This is a genomic window from Brevibacillus sp. NL20B1 (genome assembly GCF_018195675.1).
GTDB lineage: Bacteria > Bacillota > Bacilli > Brevibacillales > Brevibacillaceae > Brevibacillus > Brevibacillus aydinogluensis.
Genome location: NZ_JAGTPT010000017.1, coordinates 12,689 through 33,091, shown reverse-complemented (window position 1 = coordinate 33,091; position 20,403 = coordinate 12,689). Strand labels below are relative to the sequence as shown.

Sequence of the window (20,403 nt, the reverse complement as noted above, 5' to 3'; positions counted from 1 at the left end):
TTTCCTGGAGGAGGAGAGACATGAGAGTGATTCCCATGACGATGGAGGCCTGCCTGAAGCAGCTGGAACCGGCCGACGCGGAGGAGTTGTTCTGGCTGACGGATGTCAACCGGGCCTATTTGCGCCAGTGGCTGCCGTGGCTTGACATCGTGCGCGAGGTAAAGGACACAGCCCAGTTCATCGCCTTAACGATTGACCAGCACAAGCGCCGCCAGGGCACCCATTACGGCATCTGGTACAAGGGCAGGTTGGCCGGGACGCTGGGCGTCCACAGCATCGACTGGAACAATCGGAAGACGTCCATTGGGTATTGGCTGGGGGAGCAGTTTCAGGGAAAAGGGCTGATGACTCAGGCAGTGGCCGCTTACCTGGACCATCTCGTGTTTGGCGAGTGGAATCTGGAGCGCGTCGCCATCCAGGCGGCGACGGGCAATGTAAAAAGCCGGGCCATACCGGAGCGGCTTGGCTTTCAGCTGGAAGGCGTGCTGCGCAGCAACGAATTCTTGTACGACCATTTCGTCGACCACGCCGTCTACAGCATGCTCGCTGCCGAGTGGCGAGGCCGGAGATCCGCGGGGATGAGCAGGAGCGGGATTTGAGAGAATATGTTGGATTGACAAGAAAATTTGGATAACTTACGATCGTAACATGACTAGCGAAAAAGGGATTGCGTGCAGCGCATCCCTTTCTTTGTTGCGAACAAGCAATAGGTCAAGCGGCGTGCCTGCCTGATGCGGGACACTGCCAGCTTTGACCGTGATACAGAGTCGGCTGTCCAGCCAGCGCAGGAGGGGCTGCATCCAAACAGGTACCTGTTGCAGCAGGTTTTCTCTCTGCGGCGCAGCCAGGGAGTGCCGCTGACGTGGCGGGAAGGCTGCACATATGAATAAGGAAGAGTTTGAGAGGAGTTACCGGAAATTATGTCGTCATCGCGTTATACCTTTTGGGTACTGATCCTGGTGGTGGTGATCGGCGGCGTCAGCCAGGGTCTGACCATCCCGCTTTTGGCCGTGCTGCTGGAACAGCAGGGGGTGTCGTCTTTGGCCAACGGCCTGAACGCGGCCGCCTTGTACATCGGGATGGTAGTGGCTTCACCGTGGTTGGAGATCCCGCTCAGACGGATCGGCTACCGTTCCACCATTTTGTGGGGATTGGTGCTGGTCACCGCCTCCACCGTGCTGCTCCCGTTCTTTACCCATCTGGCTGTCTGGTTTGCCCTGCGCCTGCTGATGGGCGTGGGCGATACTTCGCTGCACTACGCCAGCCAGATGTGGGTGACGAAAATTGCGCCGCCAGAGCGGCGGGGACGGGATTTGTCGCTGTACGGATTGGCATACGGGATCGGTTTTAGCATCGGACCGCTGGGAATCAATCTGCTGCCGTTCGGGATCTGGGCACCGTTTGCGGCGGTCACTGTCCTGTACGTGCTGGCGTTTTGCCTGCTGGCCCGTATCCGCAATGCGTATCCCGATCCGGTACCGCCGGCTGCGGATGGAAGGCGGGAAAACCGCTACGCTGCCGTCTTCCGGCTGGGGTGGCTGGCGCTGATTCCGTCGTTTTTGTACGGATTCATGGAGACGTCGCTCAACGGCAGCTTTCCCGTCTACGCGCTGCGAACAGGCATCTCAGTGGAGTGGGTGTCGCTGATCCTGCCGTCGTTTGTCGTGGGCAGCATCATCCTGCAAATGCCGCTGGGGGCGTTGAGCGACCGGATTGGGCGCAGACTGGTGATGGGTGTCTGCGCATTGGTGGGGGCAGCTGCGTTTTTGCTGTTCCCGTTGAGCGGCGACAGCGTCTGGGCGATGATGCTGCTGTTGGCCCTGGCGGGTGCGGCGGTCGGGTCGTTTTACTCGCTGGGCCTGGCCTTTGCGGCTGACATCCTGCCGGCGTCCATGGTGCCGACGGCGGGCATCATTGCCGGCGTGAACTTCGGCGTGGCCAGCATTCTTGCGCCCAATCTGAACGGTCTCATGATGCAGGTGTGGGAGCCGTGGACCATCTTCTGGCTGATGGGCGGGCAGCTTCTCGCTTTCGCCGTCGCCTGCCTGCTGAAGCGGACCCAGTCAGAAAAGATGTGCCTTCATACCCAGGAAAGCTAGGCGCAGCATCCCTCTGCCGTCACAATATCGTCTGTCATGCAGCCCGACTAACGGGCTGTTTTTGCTGAACGTCCTTCAAATTGGGCGCAGACCCAAAGAATAAGCGGCGCTCCCGGCATAAACTGAGAACAGCAGGGGAAACGTAAGGATAGTCCCATTTTTTGTCGAAAGGGGTCGACCCGATGCTTACGCCATCCGTATTTAAACGCGGGATTATCTGGATTCTGTTTTTTCTGCTGAGTCTGGTCGTCGCTCCCTTCTTTACAGATGACAGCAATCCGGCGCCCGCTCCCGCCGCTCCGCAGGCGACAGTCCGATAGGGCGACGGCACACATACCCGCGTTCACGGCCAGTCCGGCCGGCGAGATGCATGGCGTGCCCCGGCATCCCGTATCCACAATCCACGTGGTGCGGGATGTTTACGTTTGGGGGGCTGTCCGGGAGGGGAAGGAGATATCAATGAATACGTCGAAAGGCTCAGGAAGGAAGGGCATAAAATTCATGAAGTTTGTTAAAGAGCTAGACTTTAAAAAAAAGAACGATTGAATGGCAGGCACTCGCTGACATAAAAAAACGGTAACACAAGGTGTGAACTGGATTCATGAAAAACTTGGTCAGGGATATTTTTACTATTATCAGGATTGCTTTAATCTTTCTTGCTACCTTTGCACTTTCAAGCCTATTGTTTTTTAGGTTTTTCTATGATGGGAAAAATGATGAACTAGTTTTTTTAATCCAGTTGGTTGTCGTTTTTCTAATGAACCTCGTATGGTATAAGTGGAAACAACATAAAGAAAAATATTATCTTCCCTAAAAATATGTTTAGATATTTTTGGCGTTCCATATCTCTTCGCTTTTTTTTTCATCTGCCACTGACGCATCCCGCTGCAGTTGGCTCCCTTTGCCTTCGCGAACCCAAGTATAAGGAGGGAATTATCATGTCGACGTGGATCTTCCTGTCCATCATTGTTGGGGGTCTTTTGGTTTTTGGGGTAGTGTATGACCGCGTAACAAAAAGAAAAGCGAACGTGAAGGATTTGGATACAGCAATGAAAAACTCAAGCCCGTCTAATATGGTATACAAAGAGACGTTTTTACATGAACAGCAAAATAAAATTCATGATTATAGCCAACTGCACTAATCCTGTCATCTGATGCACGAAGGTGGAGTACCCGCTGATAAAATATGTTAAACTGCTGAAATTTTCGAAACATTAGGCTACAATAGGGAGACAGGAATACAGACAGACGGAACCAGGGGGTACAAGTCGTGATCATCCAAGTGACAGACCTGCGAAAAAATTACGGAAAGCTGGAAGTGCTGAAAGGCATCACCACCCAGGTGGCGGAACGGGAAGTAGTGTGCGTGATCGGGCCGTCCGGCTCGGGGAAAAGCACGTTTTTGCGCTGTCTCAACCAGTTGGAGGAGATGTCGGGCGGACGGATCGTCATCGCCGGTCGCGACCTGAGCGATCCCAAGGTGGACATCAACAAGGTGCGGGAAGAAGTCGGCATGGTGTTCCAGCGGTTCAATCTGTTCCCGCACAAGACCGTGCTGGAAAACGTCATCCTCGCTCCCATCAAGGTGAAGAAGATGCCGCTGGAGGAAGCGCGGCAGCATGGACTGGCCCTGTTGAAAAAGGTGGGGCTGGAAGACAAGGCGGACGTCTACCCGGACCGCCTCTCAGGCGGACAGATGCAGCGGGTGGCGATTGCCCGTGCACTGGCCATGAACCCCAAAGTGATGCTGTTTGACGAGCCCACCTCCGCACTTGATCCGGAGCTGGTCGGCGAAGTGCTGGGTGTGATGAAAGACCTGGCCAGGGAAGGCATGACCATGATCGTCGTCACCCACGAGATGGGCTTTGCCCGCGAGGTGAGCGACCGGGTGATTTTCATGGATCAAGGCGTCATTGTCGAAGAAGGAACGCCCGAACAGATTTTTTCCAGTCCGCGAAACGACCGGCTGCGCGCCTTTTTGGGCAGGACGTCGGCGTAAGCGTGCAAACATGATTTTCAACCCGATAACTAACAAAGACAAAACCCAGGAATGCTGGAAAATCAACATTCCTGGGTTTTTCATTTTAATCGGGGACAGCCTCTTTTGAGCCAGCCTTTTTTGTGCGCAATGCTTGGCGGTTTACTTTCAAATCGGTTTCCAATGATTGCGTATTTCATTGAAACCAAATGAAAAATGTAGAAAAATATACCTCCTGCGGTTTGGTGCGCGCAAGACAAGCACCTATTGTGCCGCATCGAGAAGCTGGCTCACAGTGACAAACCGGTAGCCCTGGGAGCGGAGATCGGTAATCAGCTCTTGCAGTGCCGCTACGGTCTGCCGCTGGTTCAGCCCGCCGTCGTGAAACAGGATGATGTCTCCGGCCGAGACGCTGCTTTTAACGCTTTTGGCAATCACCGAGGCGGTGCGGGCCAACGACCAGTCGCGCGGATCGACCGACCAGTGGATGATGTCGTACCCGCATGACTGGACGGCGTTCAACACGTCGTGGGTCATGACGCCGCCGGGCGGCCGGTAGTACTGGGCCAGCACGCCGGTCGTGCGCAGGATCGACTGCTCGGCGCGCTTGATCTCGTCGTAAATCTCCTGTTCGGTCAGCTTGTTCAGGTCGTAATGGTGGTACCCGTGATTGCCGATCTCGTGCCCGGCTTTCTGGATCCACTGCATGATCTTGGGATATTGCTCCGCTTTGGAACCGAGCACGAAAAAGGTGGCTAACACGTTGTTGCGGTGCAGCACTTCCAGGATCTTCGGCGTGTAGACGGCATCCGGTCCGTCGTCAAAGGTGAGCGCCACCACTTTTTTCTGGGTGTCGATGCGATGGATGGGCTCGTAGGCGGGGACAGGCAGACCAGACGCGGCGGTGCGGGACGTCCATCCGAAGAGGCAGAGGAGCAGACAGGCAAACAGCATCCTGCGGCGCAAGACTACCGCCTCCTTTGCATGAATGGTCTTTTTCTAGCTTCACCGGGCCCCGGGAAAACATGCTGCCAAAAGAAAACAGCGGTCTGCGGGAAAGCGGGATGTGGTAGAATGAAGGGACCGTACATAGGGGAGGAGAGAGTAATGGTGGAACTCCGCGGTGTTCTGCATGGGCTGGTCCACCAGTACCACGGCAAGGATCATCCTGTTGACTACTATCTGCAGGTGGGGGAAGACCGGCTGCCGTTGAATGAATGGCTGGGCCGCGAACTGACGATCGCCTTTCTCGGCGAGAAAAACTGCATCGCCTGCGGACGCAAGACCAACAAGACGTTTAACAACGGGTACTGTTACCCCTGTTTTACCAAGCTGCCGGAAAACGACTTGTGCATCGTCAAACCGCACGAATGCCACTATGATCAGGGGACTTGTCGAGACGCCAGCTTTGGAGAGGCGCACTGCATGATTCCGCACTACGTCTACCTGGCCGTATCCAGCGACGTGAAGGTGGGGCTGACGCGAAAAAACAACGAGCTCAAGCGCTGGGTGGACCAGGGAGCCATCCGCGCCATCCCGATCGCGGAGGTGCCGACCCGGCGCATGGCGGGAGAGCTGGAGGTGCACCTGAGCCAGTTTTTGCCCGACAAGACCAACTGGCGAAAAATGCTGAAAGGGGATGTCAAGGAAGTGGATCTCCTCGCCCTTCGCGAAGAGGTGTACGCCCACTTCCCTGAGGAGTTCAAGCCGTTTCAGTACCGGGAAGACGAATGGATAGACATCACCTATCCGATCCTGGAGTCGCTGGACAAGATCAAATCGCTGACGCTGGACAAGCAGGAGAGTCTCGGCGGCAAGCTGATCGGCGTGAAGGCCCAGTACCTGATTTTTGAAAACGGCGTCTTCCAGGCGAAAAAACACGCCGGTTACCAGGTGCAGGTGACCGTCACCGCCTGACGTGCATAAACCAGCCCCCTTCGCTCCACACTGAAAGAAATCGGAGCGGAGGAGGCGAACGCACGTGACCCGAGAGCAGATCCAATACACGGAACCGCTGACCGGCACGCTCGCAGAAGCGGCAGAAGCAGACCCGCTGGGGGTGCCCTTTTCGCCGCTGGCGCAGACGTGGCAGGTCAATCCGGGTACGGAAACGGCGGAGCCGGGCGGCGAGCCTGGTGAACCGGTACGGACAACCAATTAAAAGACGGATGACAGGGTATGGCAGCCAGCAGCGATGTGTGGCTGCCGTTTTTTAAGGACTGCCCTGGTCGCATGAAAAAAAGCCCGCGTAACTTCGGGAGGGGGGCACCTGTCCTCTCCTGCACGTTACTTGCGGGCTCCAGTCTGAATCGTTTTTGCCGCGAGGGACATCGTGGTATGCTAGTAGCAGGAACAATTCTTTCCATTGTTAATTATCACGCGTTCGAGGTGAATCAGTATGACGATCAAGGCATACCTCTACGACAGATGCGGCACCTGCCGCAAAGCGAAGCAGTGGCTGAATCAGCACGGTGTCGCCTTTGAGGAGATTCCGATTGTCGAGGCTCCGCCGTCCAAGGAGGAGCTGCGCCGGATGTGGCAGGCGAGCGGGCTTGACCTGCGCAAGTTTTTCAACACCAGCGGCCAGCACTACCGCGAGTTGGGACTGAAGGACAAGCTGCCCGCGATGAGCGAGGAAGAGATGCTGGAGCTGCTTTCGTCCAACGGCAAACTGATCAAGCGCCCGCTGGTGACGGACGGCAACACGGTGACAGTTGGCTTTAAGGAAGATGAGTTCGAAAAAGCCTGGGGGGCGCGCTGACGATGCGGACCCCGTCGCGGCGTTTGGAGCACCTGTCGTCGGCGATATTTTCCGAACTCGCGAGGCGCAAGCGGAGCGCGGCGCAGCGTCGTCCCGTCATCGACCTGAGCATCGGCAGTCCGGACCAGCCGCCCGCGCCTGAACTGGTGGACGCGCTGGTCGAAGCCGTGCGGCAGCCGGGAGCGTTCGGCTATCCGATGACCGACGGGACGGACGAATTTCGCGCCGAAGTGGCCCGCTGGTACCGGTACCGGTTCGGCGTCGCGCTCGATCCCGACAGGGAGGTACACTCGTTGATGGGCTCCCAGGACGGTCTGGCCCACTTTGCCCTGGCCTGGGCCGACCCCGGGGACGTGGTGCTGGTGCCGGACCCGGGGTATCCCATCTACGCCGGCAGCGTCCGTTTGGCGGGGGCCGACCTGTACCCGATGCCGCTGCGGGCGGAAAACGGCTTCCTGCCCGATCTGGCGAAAATTCCGGAAGAGGTGGCCCGGCGCGCCCGCTTCATGATTCTCAACTATCCGAACAACCCGGTGTCTGCCGTGGCGCCGCTCTCCTTTTTTGAACAGGTGGTGTCCTTTGCCAAACGGCACGACATCATCGTGGTGCACGACCTGGCCTACTCGGAAATGGCGTTTGACGGTTATCGGCCGCCCAGTTTTCTGCAGGCGCCCGGAGCCAAAGACGTGGGCATCGAGTTCAACTCGTTTTCCAAAAGCTTCAACATGGCCGGCTGCCGGATCGCCTACGTGGTGGGCAATGAAGAGATCATCAAGCCGCTGGCCGCGGTCAAATCCAACGTGGATTACGGCGTCTTTCTCCCCGTGCAGCAGATGGCGGTGGCGGCGCTGCGGCTGGACAGGGAGTCGGGTTCGTCAAACGCGGTGGGCCCCCTCTACCAGGAACGGCGTGACGTGTTGCTCGCTGCGCTGCGGGAAGCGGGCTGGGCGATCGAGCCGCCCAAGGCGACCATGTTTGTCTGGGCGCCGGTGCCGGCCGGATGGAGTTCGCGGGCGTTTGCCTTTGCCCTGTTGGAAGAAGCGGGCGTGGTGGTCGTCCCCGGCAGCGCATTCGGCGCGGAAGGAGAAGGCTACGTGCGCATTGCTCTGGTGCAGCCGCCGGACGTGCTGCGGGAAGCGGCCGACAGAATCGCGGCATCCGGCATATTGTCTCGAAAACCGACCGGCGCATAAACGTTCCTGCGAGTGGGAATGCTATTTGTTGTGCCATTGAGATGGAATTACAGGTTGAAATGATTCCTACATTATATTGACTATAAAGAGCTACGTTGATATGATGAGAACTGTAGGCAATAAAACAAATCCTAAGGAGGTTGTTACATATGGCACAACGTCTTGTTGGTCTTCCGGCCCCTGACTTTACGCTGGAAACCGCTCTTGGCAACGGCAAGGATTTCGGTAAGGTTTCCCTCTCCGACTACCGTGGCAAATGGCTGGTACTGTTCTTCTATCCGCTCGACTTCACGTTCGTGTGCCCGACGGAAATTATCGCGCTGAGCGATGCGATTGAAGACTTCAAAGATCTGGATGCGGAAGTGCTCGGCGTATCCGTTGACTCCAAGCACTCCCACCGTGCATGGATCAACACCCCGCGCGACAAAAACGGTCTGGGCGGCCTGAACTACCCGCTCGCTTCCGACTTCAACAAAACCACCGCTCGTGCTTACGGCGTGCTGGATGAAGAAGCTGGCGTAGCATTCCGCGGTCTGTTCATCATCGATCCGGAAGGCGTTCTGCGCTACCAAGTCGTAACCGATCTGAACATCGGCCGCTCCGTAGACGAAACGCTGCGCGTGCTTCAAGCACTGCAATCCGGCGGTCTGTGCCCGGCCAACTGGCGTCCGGGTGAAGCTCACCTGACGGCGAACTAAGCATCGCGGCATCAGATGAAAAAGGGTCTAACAACCTGCTGTTAGACCCTTTTTTTGCAGGAGCGATGAGCAAGCGACTCCTGTTTCAATAGAAGGGCCGTTTTTGGCATAAGCTTTTCTGTAGGGAACCGAAAGGAGATGTGCTTTCCATGCGTTTGCGCGAAGAACTGCCTGATTTCCCCGGTGTGACCGAATGGATCAACGGACAGGCGAGCAAGTCCGAACTGGCCGGCAAACCGGTCCTGGTTCACTTCTGGTCGATTAGCTGCTACATGTGCAAGGAGTCGCTGCCGCAGGTGAACGAGTGGCGCGAAAAATACGCCGCCAACGGCCTGCAGGTGGTAGGCATCCACATGCCGCGCTCCGAAGCGGACACCAACGTGGAGGCCATCAAGGAAACCATTGCCGAGTACAAGCTGACGCACCCGATTGCCATCGACAACCAGATGAAGACCACCGACGCGTTCCAAAACGAATACGTCCCGGCTTTCTACCTGTTTGACGAAAACCTGCAGCTCCGTCACTTCCAGGCGGGCGAGAAGGGGCTCAATTTGGTAAAAAAACGCCTTCATCGAATTTTGGGGATTGAAGAGGAATCCTAGAACGTTTGTCCAATAAGTAAGGGGTAACCGAATGTACCTGATAGGAGGATACGTAAGCGATGGAATTCCCGAAACACCTTCGTTACAGTGAAGAGCACGAATGGGTGCGCGTAGAAGGAAACAAGGCGTATATCGGTATTACGGCTTTTGCCCAATCCGAGCTGGGCGACATCGTGTTCGTCGAATTGCCGGAAGTAGGGGCCGAGATCAAGCAGGATGAACCGTTTGGCAGCGTGGAGTCGGTCAAGACTGTATCCGAGCTGTATGCTCCTGTCAGCGGAAAAGTGGTGGAAGTAAACGGCGAGTTGGAAAACGCGCCGGAACTGGTCAACACGTCGCCGTACGAGCAGGCGTGGATGATCGTCGTGGAAATGTCTGATCCGAGCGAACTGGATAAGCTGCTGGATGCGGACAAATACGAAGCAATGGTAAAAGAATAGGAATGTGCACGAAAAGGCCGGAAGCAGCATGCTCCGGCCTTTTTCTCACGGGGCGGGCCGTGCTCCGGGGCGGGACAAGCGGCGGGTTTCGGGTCCCGGGCCCCGGGGCCAAGCGCAACTGCTGCCCGGACGAGGGGAGAAAACGCCAGCGGCTGCGGTCGGCGGCGTCCAGGCGGGAGCGGAAAATCGCGCCTGTAATGTTTTGATTAGTCAGAAAAAAGTGGTCGCTGCTGTTGTTTTCAGATACAATGGGAATACGAATGTACGCTTCCGAACAGGGACTGGTATCATTTGCGTCTGGAGTTGACGTCCGTTTGTAGGCTACAATGCCTATACAGAGGTACATTCGTGCAAACGTGCAAGCGTTTGGCGAAAAGGAGGGAGAGGAATGAGCTTTTGCTGCGGAGCCGGAATGGTCGGTTCGATCGGAACCGTGCGCCATTACAAGACGGTTGTGCACAACGTGCCCATCCTGTTTTGTCCGGTTTGCGACCGGATCGAAGTCCATCCGGCCATTGAGGGAGAGTACGAGATCCTGGTAGAATATGCGCAAGGTGATAACGCACCGGAAGTCGACTTTGCCGACTTTGTGAGTGTTGACAATACATCCGAGTTGTTTGAGAATTGTAGCATGACGGACGAAGCGGCCAGCTTCGCCGACGTGCTGAAACAGCAGATTGACATTTCCCTTGACCTGCTGGGCGTGGCCAAAGAGCTGAACGACGACGACTGGCGGGAAACGCTGATGCTGCGCCTCAAGCGATTGAGCGAACGACTGAAGCAGTACAACAAGCGAAGGGAAAGCGCAGCGTGTGATTGAGTTGACGTAGGAGGCAGTGTAAATGTTTCATTTGAAAGGTGTACACCACATCGCCTTAAATTGCCGCGATGTCGTGAAGGTAGCTCGTTTTTTCAAAGACATATTGGAAGTTCCCATCCCTGAAGAACACATGACAGAAGGAGCACCTATCTACTTTCAAATTGGCACTTACACGCGGATTGGTCTCCATCCCTGCACCGATAACGAAGGAAAAGGCGGCATCGGACAGGTGGATCACATCGCCTTTTCCGTGACCAGCCGGGCTGAGTTGGATTACCTGGTTGACAAGCTGGAGGCGTGCAATATCTGCTACCGCGGCCCCATTGCCCGGCCGACCAGCTATAACCTCTATTTTGAAACGCCGGACGGCCACCATCTGGAGGTACGCCTGGACAAGGACGAGTTTGACGAGTAGCCAGACAATGGCTTGGAGATATGTGAGAGATATGGAGAACGGCACCTGCAGGCAGCGCTGGGTGCCGTTTTGCTGTTCCGAGGGCCAATTGCCGTCCCTCTGCCCTGCGGATAAGTGTCGAGAAAAAATGGGAGCGGCTGACACCAGCCGACATCGGTTCCGACTGCTCGTCAAAGGATTCGACCCGGACCTCCGCGAACGTAAGGGAAGAAGCAAAGGGGGAGATGGCGTTGGCGAAGTCTCTGGAGCGGCTGTTGGCGGAGAAGGCGGAGCGGGTAGGGCAAAAACCCCACTTGAAACCCTTGACGGCCGGATGGGAGCGCATCGTGGGGATTGTCGCGGAAGATGTGCCGGCGCGCTACTGCCTGATGTTTTCCGGCGGCGCTGTGACGTGTACGGCCTGGCAGGAACCGGTCCATCTGGAAGTGCGGGGGCGCGCGAGTGATCTGGCGATGCTGTTCGGGGGCGATGAGCTGGCCTACCAGTACGCCAGGCAGCAGGTGTCCACCAAGGGACGGATCGGCGATCGGCTGAAACTGGAGGCACTGATCCGCTTATCGAGCTGAACGATCTATCGCGGATGGCTGGCCAGGAAGGGACCTGGTGTCGTCGTGGGTGCCGTGACGGTACGCTGCGGAGCCCGGTGGGTCTTGTGTTATAATGGTGCCGGGAGAACGTTCCGGTCGGAAGACGAGACAGCAGGGAGCAGCTATGGTTGATAATGACGGAACATTCGCAAAAAAATGAAAGAAGGAGAGGGGAACATGACGACAGCGTTGCCGTTGAAAGAGACGCTGGCCGCGCGGGAAGCCCAGGTATACCGCACGTTTGACCATCTGCACACCCATCCGGAAACCAGTTGGAACGAATGGGAGACGACCCGCTATCTGGCCGAGCGGATGCGCGCCCTGGGGCTGCGCGTGACAACGTTTGACGACTGTACCGGACTGGTGGCAGAGTGGGGCGAGGGTAAGCCGGTCGTGGGCCTTCGGACCGACATCGACGCGCTTTGGCAGGAAGTGGACGGCGTATGGCGGGCCAATCATTCGTGTGGTCACGACGCTCACATGACGATCGTGCTGGAGGCGGTGGAGACGCTGATCGCTTCCGGATACCAGCCGCAAGGGACCGTGAAAATCCTGTTTCAGCCTGCCGAGGAAAAGGGAGAGGGCGCGCTCAAGCTGGTGGAAAAAGGGGTGGTGGATGATATCGACTTCCTCTACGGCGTCCACCTGCGGCCCATTCAGGAAATGGCTGCAGGCGAAGCAGGGCCGGCAATCTACAACGGCGCAGCGATGTTCATGACCGGAGAGATTACCGGCGTGTCGGCGCACGGTGCCCGGCCGCACCTGGGCGTAAACGCCATCGAGGTGGCGGGGGCCATTCTCAACGGGTTGGGGCAGGTGCACACCAATCCGATGGTGCCAGCGACCGTGAAAATGACCATGCTGCAGGCAGGAGGGGACAGCTACAACATCATTCCCGACAAGGCCCGCTTCGCGCTGGACTTGCGGGCGCAGACCAATCAGGCGATGGAGGAGCTGACCGCCCGCGTCCGGCAGGTGATTGACGGCGCGGCCGCGATGTTTGGGGCCGACATCAGCGTGACGACCGGTTCGCAGATGGTGGCGGCGGAAGTGGACGAAGAAGCCAGACGGCTGATGGAACAGGCGATCGTGGACGTCCTGGGAGCGGAGCACCTGCGGCCTGCTCCGGTCAGTCCCGGCGCGGAAGACTTTCATTTCTACACCGTGCAGCGGCCGCACATCAAGGCGACGATGCTCGCGCTCGGCTGCGATCTGACGCCTGGGCTGCACCATCCGCACATGCGCTTCGATCGCACCGCTCTGCTTGCCGGTGCGGAAATCCTCGCGCGTGTCGTGGTTCGGACATTTGCCCACCTCCACGGGGAGCAATCAACGTAATCACAGGCAACGGTGCCTCCGTCATCCGGCGGGGGCATTTGTCGTTTGACGCTGTGCAGGCAGCGCAGCCATGATCTGGAACAGACAAAATCGATATAGAGGCGGAGGAAGCGGACGTGCCGGGGAACCCTAAAGATGGGGAAACCCCGGCCGTAGCTGTTGTCAGAGCGTCTTCACAGTTTGTTCACACCCAAAAAAATAAAATCTTGTAGCTTATTTGGCGAAATGTGATATACTAATTACAAATCACGTGACATGAAAAAGGCATGACTCGGATTTTTATGGGAAGGAGATCGTTCACACATGGAAACCAAGACGGTTTACAAACTTGCTGACGTACTGGCGACGGCGACCGTCCACGCAAACCTGCCTGTCGCCCAACTCGTTGAGATGGCGGTAAAACGCGGTGAAGGTATTCTGACCGACAAGGGAGCGCTCAACGCGTTAACGGGTAAGTTTACCGGCCGCTCGCCCAAAGACAAATTTGTGGTGGACGAAGTCTCCGTGCATGATAAAGTCAACTGGGGACCGGTTAATCAGCCGATCTCTCCGGAGAAGTTTCAGGCTCTCTACCAGGACGTGCTGGAGTATCTGCAGACGAAAGAGCTGTTCGTCTTTGACGGCTTTGCCGGCGCGGACAAAACCTACCGTCTGCCGATTCGCGTGGTAAATGAATACGCGTGGCACAATCTGTTTGCCCGCCAGCTTTTCATTCGCCCGACCGCGGAAGAACTGGCCGAGCACAAACCGGAGTTCACCGTCATTTACGCGCCGACGTTCAAGGCCGACCCGGCTGTGCACGGAACCAACTCGGAGACGTTCATCATCATCAGCTTTGAGCAAAAAACCGTGCTGATCGGCGGGACCGAGTACGCCGGCGAAATGAAAAAATCCATTTTCAGCGTGATGAATCTGCTGCTGCCCGAGCGCAACGTGCTGTCCATGCACTGCTCCGCCAACGTGGGCAAAGATGGCGATGTGGCGCTGTTCTTCGGACTCTCCGGCACGGGCAAGACGACGCTGTCGGCTGACCCGAACCGCTTCCTGATCGGCGATGACGAGCACGGCTGGTCGGACGACGGCGTCTTCAACATCGAAGGCGGCTGCTACGCCAAGTGCATTCGCCTGTCCGAAGAAGGCGAGCCGCAAATCTGGAAGGCGATCCAGTTCGGCACCGTGCTGGAAAACGTGGTGGTCGACCCGGTGAGCCGCGTCGCCGATTACGACAGCGATGCCTACACGGAAAACACTCGCGCCGCCTACCCGGTTGAAGCGATTCCGGGCGCTGTCATCCCGGGCGTCGGAGGCCACCCGAACGTGATCATCTTCCTGACCGCTGATTCCTTTGGAGTGCTGCCGCCGATCTCCAAACTGACGAAGGAACAGGCAATGTATCACTTCCTGTCCGGCTACACCAGCAAAATGGCCGGCACTGAGCGCGGCGTGACCACTCCGCAGACGGAGTTTTCCACCTGCTTCGGTTCTCCATTCCTGCCGCTGCATCCGGTCGTCTACGCCGAGATGCTGGGCAAAAAGATTGACGAGCGCGACGTGCGGGTCTACCTGGTCAACACCGGCTGGACCGGCGGACCGGTCGGCGTGGGTTCGCGCATGAAGCTGGCCTACACCCGCGCGATGGTAACTGCCGCGCTGAACGGCGAACTGGAAAACGTGGACTACGTGACCGATCCCGTCTTTGGCGTGCAGGTGCCGACATCTTGCCCGAACGTGCCGGCGGATGTGCTGCAGCCGCGCAACACCTGGGCGGACAAGGAAGCGTACGACAAGCAGGCGCGCGAACTGGCAGCCCGCTTTATCGAGAACTTCGAGAAGAAATTCCCCGACGCGACAGAGATCGCCAAGGCGGGTCCGCGCGTTCAATAACCAGCATACGCAAAGGCGCCCCGGCCGAACATGGCCGCCGGGCGCCTTTTTTCGCGAGCAGGGGAAAGGCCTGCATGGCAGACTGCTGCCCGGATGATTCTTGGCAATTTTTTTCAATCAGATGGAATTGATTTTTCATTACAAAGCAAGTAAAAATGATATGAATGCCCAGTACGCAGAAACGACTTCCCCAATATACTAAACATAATTATTTAAAAATTACAGATATGTTCCATTCCTTGATTTAAAATTATTCTTATTATAAGATAGTCATTGAGAATGAATTGAGAATAACCCATTCATTTCACGATACTGATGGAGGGAAAGCACATGACAGCAGTACCGCATTTGCAAATAAAAAACCTTCGCGCCAAAATCGAGGACAAGGAAATCATCAAGGGTCTCACCCTGGAAATCAAAGGCGGCGAAGTGCACGCGATCATGGGTCCGAACGGTACTGGGAAATCCACGCTGGCGTCCACGCTGATGGGGCACCCGAAATACGAAGTTACCGAAGGCGAAGTCATCCTTAATGGAGAAAACCTGCTTGAGATGGAAGTGGACGAGCGCGCCCGCGCCGGTCTGTTCCTGGCCATGCAGTATCCGTCTGAAATCAGCGGGGTGACCAACTCCGACTTCCTGCGCTCCGCGATCAACGCGCGCCGCGGTGAAGGCAACGAGATTTCGCTGATGAAGTTCATCCGTGAACTTGACAAGAAAATGAAAACGCTGGAAATGGACGAATCCTTTGCTCACCGCTACCTGAACGAAGGCTTCTCCGGCGGTGAGAAGAAGCGCAACGAAATCCTGCAAATGATGATGCTGGAACCGAAGATCTGTATTCTTGACGAGATCGACTCCGGTCTCGACATCGACGCGCTGAAAGTGGTGGCTAACGGTGTCAACGAAATGCGTTCCCCCGAACGCGGTTTCTTGATCATCACCCACTACCAGCGCCTGCTGAACTACATCAAGCCTGACTTCGTACACGTGATGATGCAGGGCCGCATCGTGAAATCCGGAGGTCCGGAGCTGGCAGAGCGCCTCGAGGCGGAAGGCTACGACTGGATCAAAGAAGAGCTCGGCATCGTGGATGAAACCGTAAACGCGAACGTGTAGGAAGAAGGAGGCAGCAGTCAGATGAGTGTGGATGTACAGCTCCGCTTCGACCGTGAAGCGATCACCGAGTTCTCCAAGGCCAACCAGGAGCCTGCCTGGTTTCTGGAAAAGCGACTGGCCGGTTTGAAGGCGGCGGGCGAACTGCCGCTGCCCGCTTTGGAGAAAACGAAAATCGACAATTGGAACATCGATCAGTATGAACCGTTTGTGACCAGCGCCCGGGTATCTGCCGCAATCGAACTGGACGACGTAGTGAAGGCGCAGATCGACGCAAACGCGGTAAAAAGCCTGATCGTGCAGAAAAACGCCTCCCCTGTGTTTCACGCAGCAGCAGACGAGCTGAAGAGCAAGGGTGTCATCTTTACCGACCTGGCGACCGCACTGCGCGAGCACGGCGAACTGGTGCAGCAATACCTGCTGAACGTCGTGGCGTACGACGAGCACAAGCTGACGGCGCTGCACACGGCTTTGGTCAACGGCGGGGTTTTCCTCTACGTCCCGAAAAACGTGGAGCTGGACGTGCCGCTGCAGGCCGTATTTGAAGTGGCAGGCGACAACGCGCTGCTCTGCCCGCACGTGCTGATCGTGGCGGAAGCGAACAGCAAAGTGACCTACGTGGATACCTACGTCTCCGGCGAAGGCCGCAACATGGTGGCCAACAGCATCGTGGAAGTGTACGTCGGCCCGGGCGCGTCCGTGCAGGTGGCATCCGTTCGCTCCCTGTCCAAGGACGTCCACGACTACACGTTCCGCCGCGCCACCGTTGACCGCGACGGCAAGATGGAGTGGATCCTGGGTGAGATGAACGATGGCAACACCGTCGCCAACAACACGACCATCCTCAAGGGCACTGCTTCCTCCGCCGCGACCAAGACTGTCTCCGTGGGAACCGGCGATCAGCGTCAGAACCTGACCTCCCAGGTGCAGCACATCGGCACGCATTCCGAGTCCGACATGGTCAGCAAGGCAGTTATGACCGGTGAAGCAACGACCATTTTGAACGGCATCACCAAAATCGAAAAAGGCGCCGAAAAGGCCAACGGCGAGCAGGCGGAAAACATTCTCATGCTCAGCGAAAAAGCGCGCGGCGACGCCAATCCGATTCTGCTGATCGACGAGGATGACGTGAAAGCGGGTCACGCCGCGTCGGTGGGTCGGGTGAGCGAAGAGAGCATCTACTACCTGATGTCCCGCGGGATCGACCGCGAGGAAGCGGAGCGTTTGATCATCTTGGGCTTCCTGGAACCGGTCGTCGCTGAAATTCCGATTGATGAAGTGAAGAACCGGCTGCGCCAGGCGCTCGAAAGGAAGTTGGGCTGATGAACGCCAAGGAGCTTCGTCAATACTTTCCCATCCTGCACCAAGAGGTAAACGGCCACCCGCTCGTCTATCTGGACAACGCGGCTACCTCGCAAAAGCCGATCCAGGTGATCGAAGCGGTCGACAAATACTACAAGGAGTACAACTCCAACGTGCACCGCGGCGTGCATACGCTGGGCAGCCGGGCGACAGACGGATACGAGGGCGCGCGTGAGAAGGTCCGCGCCTTCATCAACGCCCGCGAGGCGGCAGAAGTCGTCTTTACCCGGGGAACGACCACCGCTGCCAACATGGTGGCTTACGGATTCGCCCGTACGTTTCTCAAGCCGGGCGACGAGATCGTGACCACCCTGGTGGAGCACCACAGCAACTTCATTCCCTGGCAGCAGGCGGCCAAGGCGACCGGCGCGACGTTCAAGTTCATTCCCTTGGCAGAGGACGGCACGGTGACGCTGGAAGCGGTGGAGCAGACGATTACCCCCAACACCAAACTGGTCGCCATCCACCACATCTCCAACGTGCTTGGCGACACCACACCGGTGAAGGAGATCGCCGAAATTGCCCACCGTCACGGTGCGCTGCTGTTCGTTGACGGCGCCCAGGGGGCTCCCCATAAAAAGATCGACGTGCAGGATTTGGACTGCGACTTTTACGCGTTTTCCAGCCACAAGATGTGCGGTCCGACCGGCATCGGCGTGCTCTACGGCAAACGCGCGATCCTGGAGCGGATGGAGCCGGTTGAATTCGGCGGCGAGATGATCGACTTTGTGGAGCACTTCGATTCCACCTGGAAAGAGCTTCCCTGGAAGTTCGAGGGCGGAACGCCGATCATTGCCGGTGCCATCGGATTGGGAGCGGCTATCGACTTCTTGCAGGAAATCGGACTGGACAACATTGAACGGCATGAGAAAAAACTGGTGGCATATGCTTTGGAGCAGATGCGGGAAATCGAAGGGCTGACAATTTACGGCCCACTGGAAAACCGCAGCAGCTTGATTACTTTCAACCTGGCCGAGGTCCATCCACACGATCTGGCGACTGTGCTGGACAGCCACGGCATCGCCATTCGCGCGGGCCATCACTGCGCCCAGCCGCTGATGCGCTGGCTGAACGTCACAGCTACTGCCCGGGCCAGCTTCTACCTGTACAACACGGAAGAAGAAGTGGATGCGTTGGTGGCGGGGTTGAAAAAGGCGAAGGAGTTCTTTGGCAATGTCTTCTCTTGATGATCTGTACCGCCGCGTGATCATGGACCACTACCAGAAGCCGCGCAACCGCGGCAAGCTGGATGAATCGGAAGGACTTGTAGTCAATTTGAATAACCCGACCTGTGGCGACAGCATCTCGCTCTCCCTGAAAGTGGAGGAGGGCAAGGTGGTCGATGCCAGGTTTCTTGGTGAAGGATGCTCGATCAGCATGTCATCCGCCTCGATGATGACGGAGGCGATCAAGGGCAGGTCGGTGGAAGAGGCGCTGAAACTGGCGAGCATCTTCTCCGACATGATGCAGGGCAAGGAAATCGACGATTCGATCGACCTGGGTGATATCGAGGCACTGTCCGGGGTCGCCAAATTTCCGGCGCGGATCAAGTGCGCCACGCTGGCCTGGAAGGCGCTGGAGCAAGGAATCAGACAGGCCGGAGAGTCGTAAGTCCGTCAGGCTGTCAAGCCACCATGTTCAACAAAAGGAGTGAGTAAGGATGGCGAAGAAAGCCCCTGAATTGCAGGAATACCAGTACGGCTTTCACGACAAGGACGTCTCCGTCTTCCGGACGAAAAAGGGCTTGACCCGCGAGATCGTAGAGGAAATCTCCCGGATCAAGGGCGAACCGGAGTGGATGCTCGAATTCCGTCTGAAAGCACTGGACATCTTTTTGAAATTGCCGATGCCGAAGTGGGGCGGCAACCTGGATGACCTCAACTTCGACGACATCACGTACTACGTCAAGCCGTCCGAAAAGACCGGACGCAGTTGGGACGAAGTGCCGGAAGAAATCAAGGCGACCTTTGATAAGCTGGGCATTCCGGAAGCGGAGCAGAAGTTCCTCGCCGGCGTCTCCGCCCAGTACGAATCCGAGGTTGTCTACCACAACATGCAGGAAGACCTGGAAAAGCTGGGTGTGCTCTTCTGTGACATGGACTCCGCAGTGAAGCTCTACCCGGACATCGTCAAGGAGTACTTTGCCACCGTCATTCCGCCGGCGGACAACAAGTTCGCGGCGCTCAACTCGGCAGTATGGTCCGGCGGCTCCTTCATCTACGTGCCGAAGGGCGTGAAGGTGGAGACCCCGCTGCAGGCGTACTTCCGCATCAACTCGGAAAACATGGGGCAGTTTGAGCGCACGCTGATCATCGTGGATGAGGACGCCTTTGTGCACTACGTAGAAGGCTGTACCGCTCCGATCTACAGCACCGACTCGCTGCACTCGGCCGTGGTGGAAATCATCGTGAAAGAGCGCGCCCGCTGCCGTTACACGACCATCCAAAACTGGTCCAACAACGTCTACAACCTCGTGACCAAGCGCGCTGTCGCATACGCGGACGCGACGATGGAGTGGATCGACGGCAACATCGGCTCCAAGCTGACGATGAAATACCCGGCGGTAATCATGAAAGGACCGCGCGCCAAAGGGACCGTTCTCTCCATCGCGGTGGCGGGGAAAGGACAGCATCAAGACGCTGGCGCGAAAATGGTTCACCTGGCGCCGGACTGCACGTCTACGATCATTTCCAAGTCTATTTCCCGCGACGGCGGCAAAGTGACCTACCGAGGTCTGGCCCAGTTTGGCCGCAAGTCGGACGGCTCCAAGTCCAACATCAAATGCGACACGCTGATTCTGGATAAACTGTCCACGTCCGACACGATCCCGTACAACGAGATCATGAACGACAACATCACCCTGGAGCACGAAGCGACCGTCTCCAAGGTGTCCGAAGACCAGCTCTTCTACCTGATGAGCCGCGGTCTGACTGAAGCAGAAGCGACCGAGATGATCGTCATGGGCTTCATCGAGCCGTTCACCAAGGAACTGCCGATGGAGTACGCGGTAGAGATGAACCGTCTGATCAAGTTTGAGATGGAAGGTTCTATCGGTTAATCCTCAATCTTTCCTGGTAATGTTTTACGTACGTGTCCGCAGTGACTTTGAC

Annotated in this window: 24 protein-coding genes; 22 read left to right on the top strand and 2 right to left on the bottom strand. The window is 57.1% G+C overall.

What is annotated here, in order from left to right; all coding sequences use genetic code 11:
- Positions 1–20: 20 nt before the first annotated feature.
- The 3 genes from KDN35_RS12750 to KDN35_RS12740 all read left to right on the top strand — a co-directional run bounded on the left by KDN35_RS12750 (position 21) and on the right by KDN35_RS12740 (position 2,419).
- Positions 21–599 (top strand): GNAT family N-acetyltransferase, encoded by a 579-nt coding sequence (locus KDN35_RS12750; RefSeq protein ID WP_171566837.1) that lies wholly within the window; start codon positions 21–23, stop codon positions 597–599.
- A 321-nt stretch (positions 600–920) separates the two neighbouring features.
- Positions 921–2,099, top strand: a complete 1,179-nt coding sequence (locus KDN35_RS12745; RefSeq protein ID WP_171566838.1) for an MFS transporter — start codon at positions 921–923, stop codon at positions 2,097–2,099.
- A 161-nt stretch (positions 2,100–2,260) separates the two neighbouring features.
- A complete protein-coding gene (locus tag KDN35_RS12740; RefSeq protein WP_212132900.1) occupies positions 2,261–2,419 on the top strand; it encodes a hypothetical protein in 159 nt (52 codons plus the stop codon).
- Positions 2,420–2,788: 369 nt separating this feature from the next.
- On the opposite strand, the gene KDN35_RS12735 is transcribed toward KDN35_RS12740, so the two are convergent.
- A complete protein-coding gene (locus tag KDN35_RS12735) occupies positions 2,789–2,980 on the bottom strand; it encodes a hypothetical protein (RefSeq protein ID WP_212132866.1) in 192 nt (63 codons plus the stop codon).
- A gap of 57 nt (positions 2,981–3,037) precedes the next feature.
- Between KDN35_RS12735 and KDN35_RS12730 the strand changes: the two genes are divergently transcribed.
- Together KDN35_RS12730 and KDN35_RS12725 are read left to right on the top strand one after the other, a co-directional pair.
- Positions 3,038–3,241 (top strand): hypothetical protein, encoded by a 204-nt coding sequence (locus KDN35_RS12730; protein WP_171566840.1) that lies wholly within the window; start codon positions 3,038–3,040, stop codon positions 3,239–3,241.
- Between the two features lie 128 nt (positions 3,242–3,369).
- A complete protein-coding gene (locus KDN35_RS12725; protein WP_304415109.1) occupies positions 3,370–4,098 on the top strand; it encodes an amino acid ABC transporter ATP-binding protein in 729 nt (242 codons plus the stop codon).
- A gap of 243 nt (positions 4,099–4,341) precedes the next feature.
- Here KDN35_RS12725 and KDN35_RS12720 read toward each other — a convergent pair whose 3' ends face one another.
- The gene (locus tag KDN35_RS12720; protein WP_371808911.1) at positions 4,342–5,031 is read right to left on the bottom strand and encodes a polysaccharide deacetylase family protein; all 690 of its coding nucleotides are present in this window, start codon (positions 5,029–5,031) and stop codon (positions 4,342–4,344) included.
- A 156-nt stretch (positions 5,032–5,187) separates the two neighbouring features.
- Here KDN35_RS12720 and KDN35_RS12715 point away from each other — a divergent pair, with 156 nt between their 5' ends.
- The 17 genes from KDN35_RS12715 to sufB all read left to right on the top strand — a co-directional run bounded on the left by KDN35_RS12715 (position 5,188) and on the right by sufB (position 20,351).
- Positions 5,188–5,994, top strand: coding sequence for a DUF2797 domain-containing protein (locus KDN35_RS12715; protein ID WP_212132895.1), 807 nt, complete (start codon positions 5,188–5,190; stop codon positions 5,992–5,994).
- Positions 5,995–6,058: 64 nt separating this feature from the next.
- Positions 6,059–6,238 carry a hypothetical protein gene (locus KDN35_RS12710; RefSeq protein ID WP_171566842.1) on the top strand — a complete coding sequence of 60 codons (180 nt, stop codon included), beginning with the start codon at positions 6,059–6,061 and terminating at the stop codon, positions 6,236–6,238.
- Between the two features lie 237 nt (positions 6,239–6,475).
- Positions 6,476–6,838 (top strand): arsenate reductase family protein, encoded by a 363-nt coding sequence (locus tag KDN35_RS12705; protein ID WP_171566843.1) that lies wholly within the window; start codon positions 6,476–6,478, stop codon positions 6,836–6,838.
- Positions 6,839–6,840: 2 nt separating this feature from the next.
- Positions 6,841–8,031 (top strand): aminotransferase class I/II-fold pyridoxal phosphate-dependent enzyme, encoded by a 1,191-nt coding sequence (locus tag KDN35_RS12700; protein WP_212132865.1) that lies wholly within the window; start codon positions 6,841–6,843, stop codon positions 8,029–8,031.
- Between the two features lie 149 nt (positions 8,032–8,180).
- A complete protein-coding gene (locus tag KDN35_RS12695; protein WP_171566845.1) occupies positions 8,181–8,729 on the top strand; it encodes a peroxiredoxin in 549 nt (182 codons plus the stop codon).
- A gap of 149 nt (positions 8,730–8,878) precedes the next feature.
- The gene (locus KDN35_RS12690; RefSeq protein WP_212132864.1) at positions 8,879–9,331 is read left to right on the top strand and encodes a redoxin domain-containing protein; all 453 of its coding nucleotides are present in this window, start codon (positions 8,879–8,881) and stop codon (positions 9,329–9,331) included.
- A gap of 59 nt (positions 9,332–9,390) precedes the next feature.
- Positions 9,391–9,771 (top strand): glycine cleavage system protein GcvH, encoded by a 381-nt coding sequence (gene gcvH, locus KDN35_RS12685; protein ID WP_029098324.1) that lies wholly within the window; start codon positions 9,391–9,393, stop codon positions 9,769–9,771.
- Between the two features lie 388 nt (positions 9,772–10,159).
- Positions 10,160–10,591 carry a hypothetical protein gene (locus KDN35_RS12680; RefSeq protein ID WP_171566853.1) on the top strand — a complete coding sequence of 144 codons (432 nt, stop codon included), beginning with the start codon at positions 10,160–10,162 and terminating at the stop codon, positions 10,589–10,591.
- Between the two features lie 22 nt (positions 10,592–10,613).
- The gene (locus tag KDN35_RS12675) at positions 10,614–11,006 is read left to right on the top strand and encodes a VOC family protein (protein ID WP_171566854.1); all 393 of its coding nucleotides are present in this window, start codon (positions 10,614–10,616) and stop codon (positions 11,004–11,006) included.
- 230 nt (positions 11,007–11,236) lie between these two features.
- On the top strand, positions 11,237–11,572 hold the full coding sequence (locus KDN35_RS12670; RefSeq protein ID WP_171566855.1) for an SCP-2 sterol transfer family protein: 336 nt from the start codon (positions 11,237–11,239) through the stop codon (positions 11,570–11,572).
- A 198-nt stretch (positions 11,573–11,770) separates the two neighbouring features.
- Positions 11,771–12,931, top strand: coding sequence for a M20 peptidase aminoacylase family protein (locus KDN35_RS12665; protein WP_171566856.1), 1,161 nt, complete (start codon positions 11,771–11,773; stop codon positions 12,929–12,931).
- A gap of 303 nt (positions 12,932–13,234) precedes the next feature.
- Positions 13,235–14,815, top strand: coding sequence for a phosphoenolpyruvate carboxykinase (ATP) (gene pckA, locus KDN35_RS12660; RefSeq protein ID WP_171566857.1), 1,581 nt, complete (start codon positions 13,235–13,237; stop codon positions 14,813–14,815).
- Positions 14,816–15,145: 330 nt separating this feature from the next.
- Positions 15,146–15,934, top strand: a complete 789-nt coding sequence (gene sufC, locus KDN35_RS12655; RefSeq protein ID WP_212132863.1) for a Fe-S cluster assembly ATPase SufC — start codon at positions 15,146–15,148, stop codon at positions 15,932–15,934.
- 21 nt (positions 15,935–15,955) lie between these two features.
- Complete coding sequence (sufD, locus tag KDN35_RS12650) at positions 15,956–17,254, top strand: Fe-S cluster assembly protein SufD (protein ID WP_212132862.1); 1,299 nt, start codon at positions 15,956–15,958, stop codon at positions 17,252–17,254.
- On the top strand, positions 17,254–18,480 hold the full coding sequence (locus tag KDN35_RS12645; RefSeq protein WP_171566859.1) for a cysteine desulfurase: 1,227 nt from the start codon (positions 17,254–17,256) through the stop codon (positions 18,478–18,480). Before sufD ends, KDN35_RS12645 begins: the two co-directional genes overlap by 1 nt.
- Complete coding sequence (gene sufU / locus KDN35_RS12640; RefSeq protein ID WP_171566860.1) at positions 18,467–18,904, top strand: Fe-S cluster assembly sulfur transfer protein SufU; 438 nt, start codon at positions 18,467–18,469, stop codon at positions 18,902–18,904. The genes KDN35_RS12645 and sufU overlap by 14 nt, the downstream gene beginning before the upstream one ends.
- A 49-nt stretch (positions 18,905–18,953) precedes the next feature.
- The gene (gene sufB / locus KDN35_RS12635; protein ID WP_171566861.1) at positions 18,954–20,351 is read left to right on the top strand and encodes a Fe-S cluster assembly protein SufB; all 1,398 of its coding nucleotides are present in this window, start codon (positions 18,954–18,956) and stop codon (positions 20,349–20,351) included.
- Positions 20,352–20,403 lie beyond the last annotated feature (52 nt).

Bases quoted from the DNA above. Each gene is read 5' to 3' on its own strand.
- KDN35_RS12750 (WP_171566837.1), top strand. From the start codon at position 21: ATGAGAGTGATTCCCATGACGATGGAGGCCTGCCTGAAGCAGCTGGAA.
- KDN35_RS12745 (WP_171566838.1), top strand. From the start codon at position 921: ATGTCGTCATCGCGTTATACCTTTTGGGTACTGATCCTGGTGGTGGTG.
- KDN35_RS12735 (WP_212132866.1), bottom strand. From the start codon at position 2,980: ATGCGTCAGTGGCAGATGAAAAAAAAAGCGAAGAGATATGGAACGCCA.
- KDN35_RS12730 (WP_171566840.1), top strand. From the start codon at position 3,038: ATGTCGACGTGGATCTTCCTGTCCATCATTGTTGGGGGTCTTTTGGTT.
- KDN35_RS12720 (WP_371808911.1), bottom strand. From the start codon at position 5,031: ATGCTGTTTGCCTGTCTGCTCCTCTGCCTCTTCGGATGGACGTCCCGC.
- KDN35_RS12705 (WP_171566843.1), top strand. From the start codon at position 6,476: ATGACGATCAAGGCATACCTCTACGACAGATGCGGCACCTGCCGCAAA.
- KDN35_RS12700 (WP_212132865.1), top strand. From the start codon at position 6,841: ATGCGGACCCCGTCGCGGCGTTTGGAGCACCTGTCGTCGGCGATATTT.
- KDN35_RS12695 (WP_171566845.1), top strand. From the start codon at position 8,181: ATGGCACAACGTCTTGTTGGTCTTCCGGCCCCTGACTTTACGCTGGAA.
- KDN35_RS12690 (WP_212132864.1), top strand. From the start codon at position 8,879: ATGCGTTTGCGCGAAGAACTGCCTGATTTCCCCGGTGTGACCGAATGG.
- gcvH (WP_029098324.1), top strand. From the start codon at position 9,391: ATGGAATTCCCGAAACACCTTCGTTACAGTGAAGAGCACGAATGGGTG.
- KDN35_RS12680 (WP_171566853.1), top strand. From the start codon at position 10,160: ATGAGCTTTTGCTGCGGAGCCGGAATGGTCGGTTCGATCGGAACCGTG.
- KDN35_RS12675 (WP_171566854.1), top strand. From the start codon at position 10,614: ATGTTTCATTTGAAAGGTGTACACCACATCGCCTTAAATTGCCGCGAT.
- KDN35_RS12665 (WP_171566856.1), top strand. From the start codon at position 11,771: ATGACGACAGCGTTGCCGTTGAAAGAGACGCTGGCCGCGCGGGAAGCC.
- pckA (WP_171566857.1), top strand. From the start codon at position 13,235: ATGGAAACCAAGACGGTTTACAAACTTGCTGACGTACTGGCGACGGCG.
- sufC (WP_212132863.1), top strand. From the start codon at position 15,146: ATGACAGCAGTACCGCATTTGCAAATAAAAAACCTTCGCGCCAAAATC.
- sufD (WP_212132862.1), top strand. From the start codon at position 15,956: ATGAGTGTGGATGTACAGCTCCGCTTCGACCGTGAAGCGATCACCGAG.
- KDN35_RS12645 (WP_171566859.1), top strand. From the start codon at position 17,254: ATGAACGCCAAGGAGCTTCGTCAATACTTTCCCATCCTGCACCAAGAG.
- sufU (WP_171566860.1), top strand. From the start codon at position 18,467: ATGTCTTCTCTTGATGATCTGTACCGCCGCGTGATCATGGACCACTAC.
- sufB (WP_171566861.1), top strand. From the start codon at position 18,954: ATGGCGAAGAAAGCCCCTGAATTGCAGGAATACCAGTACGGCTTTCAC.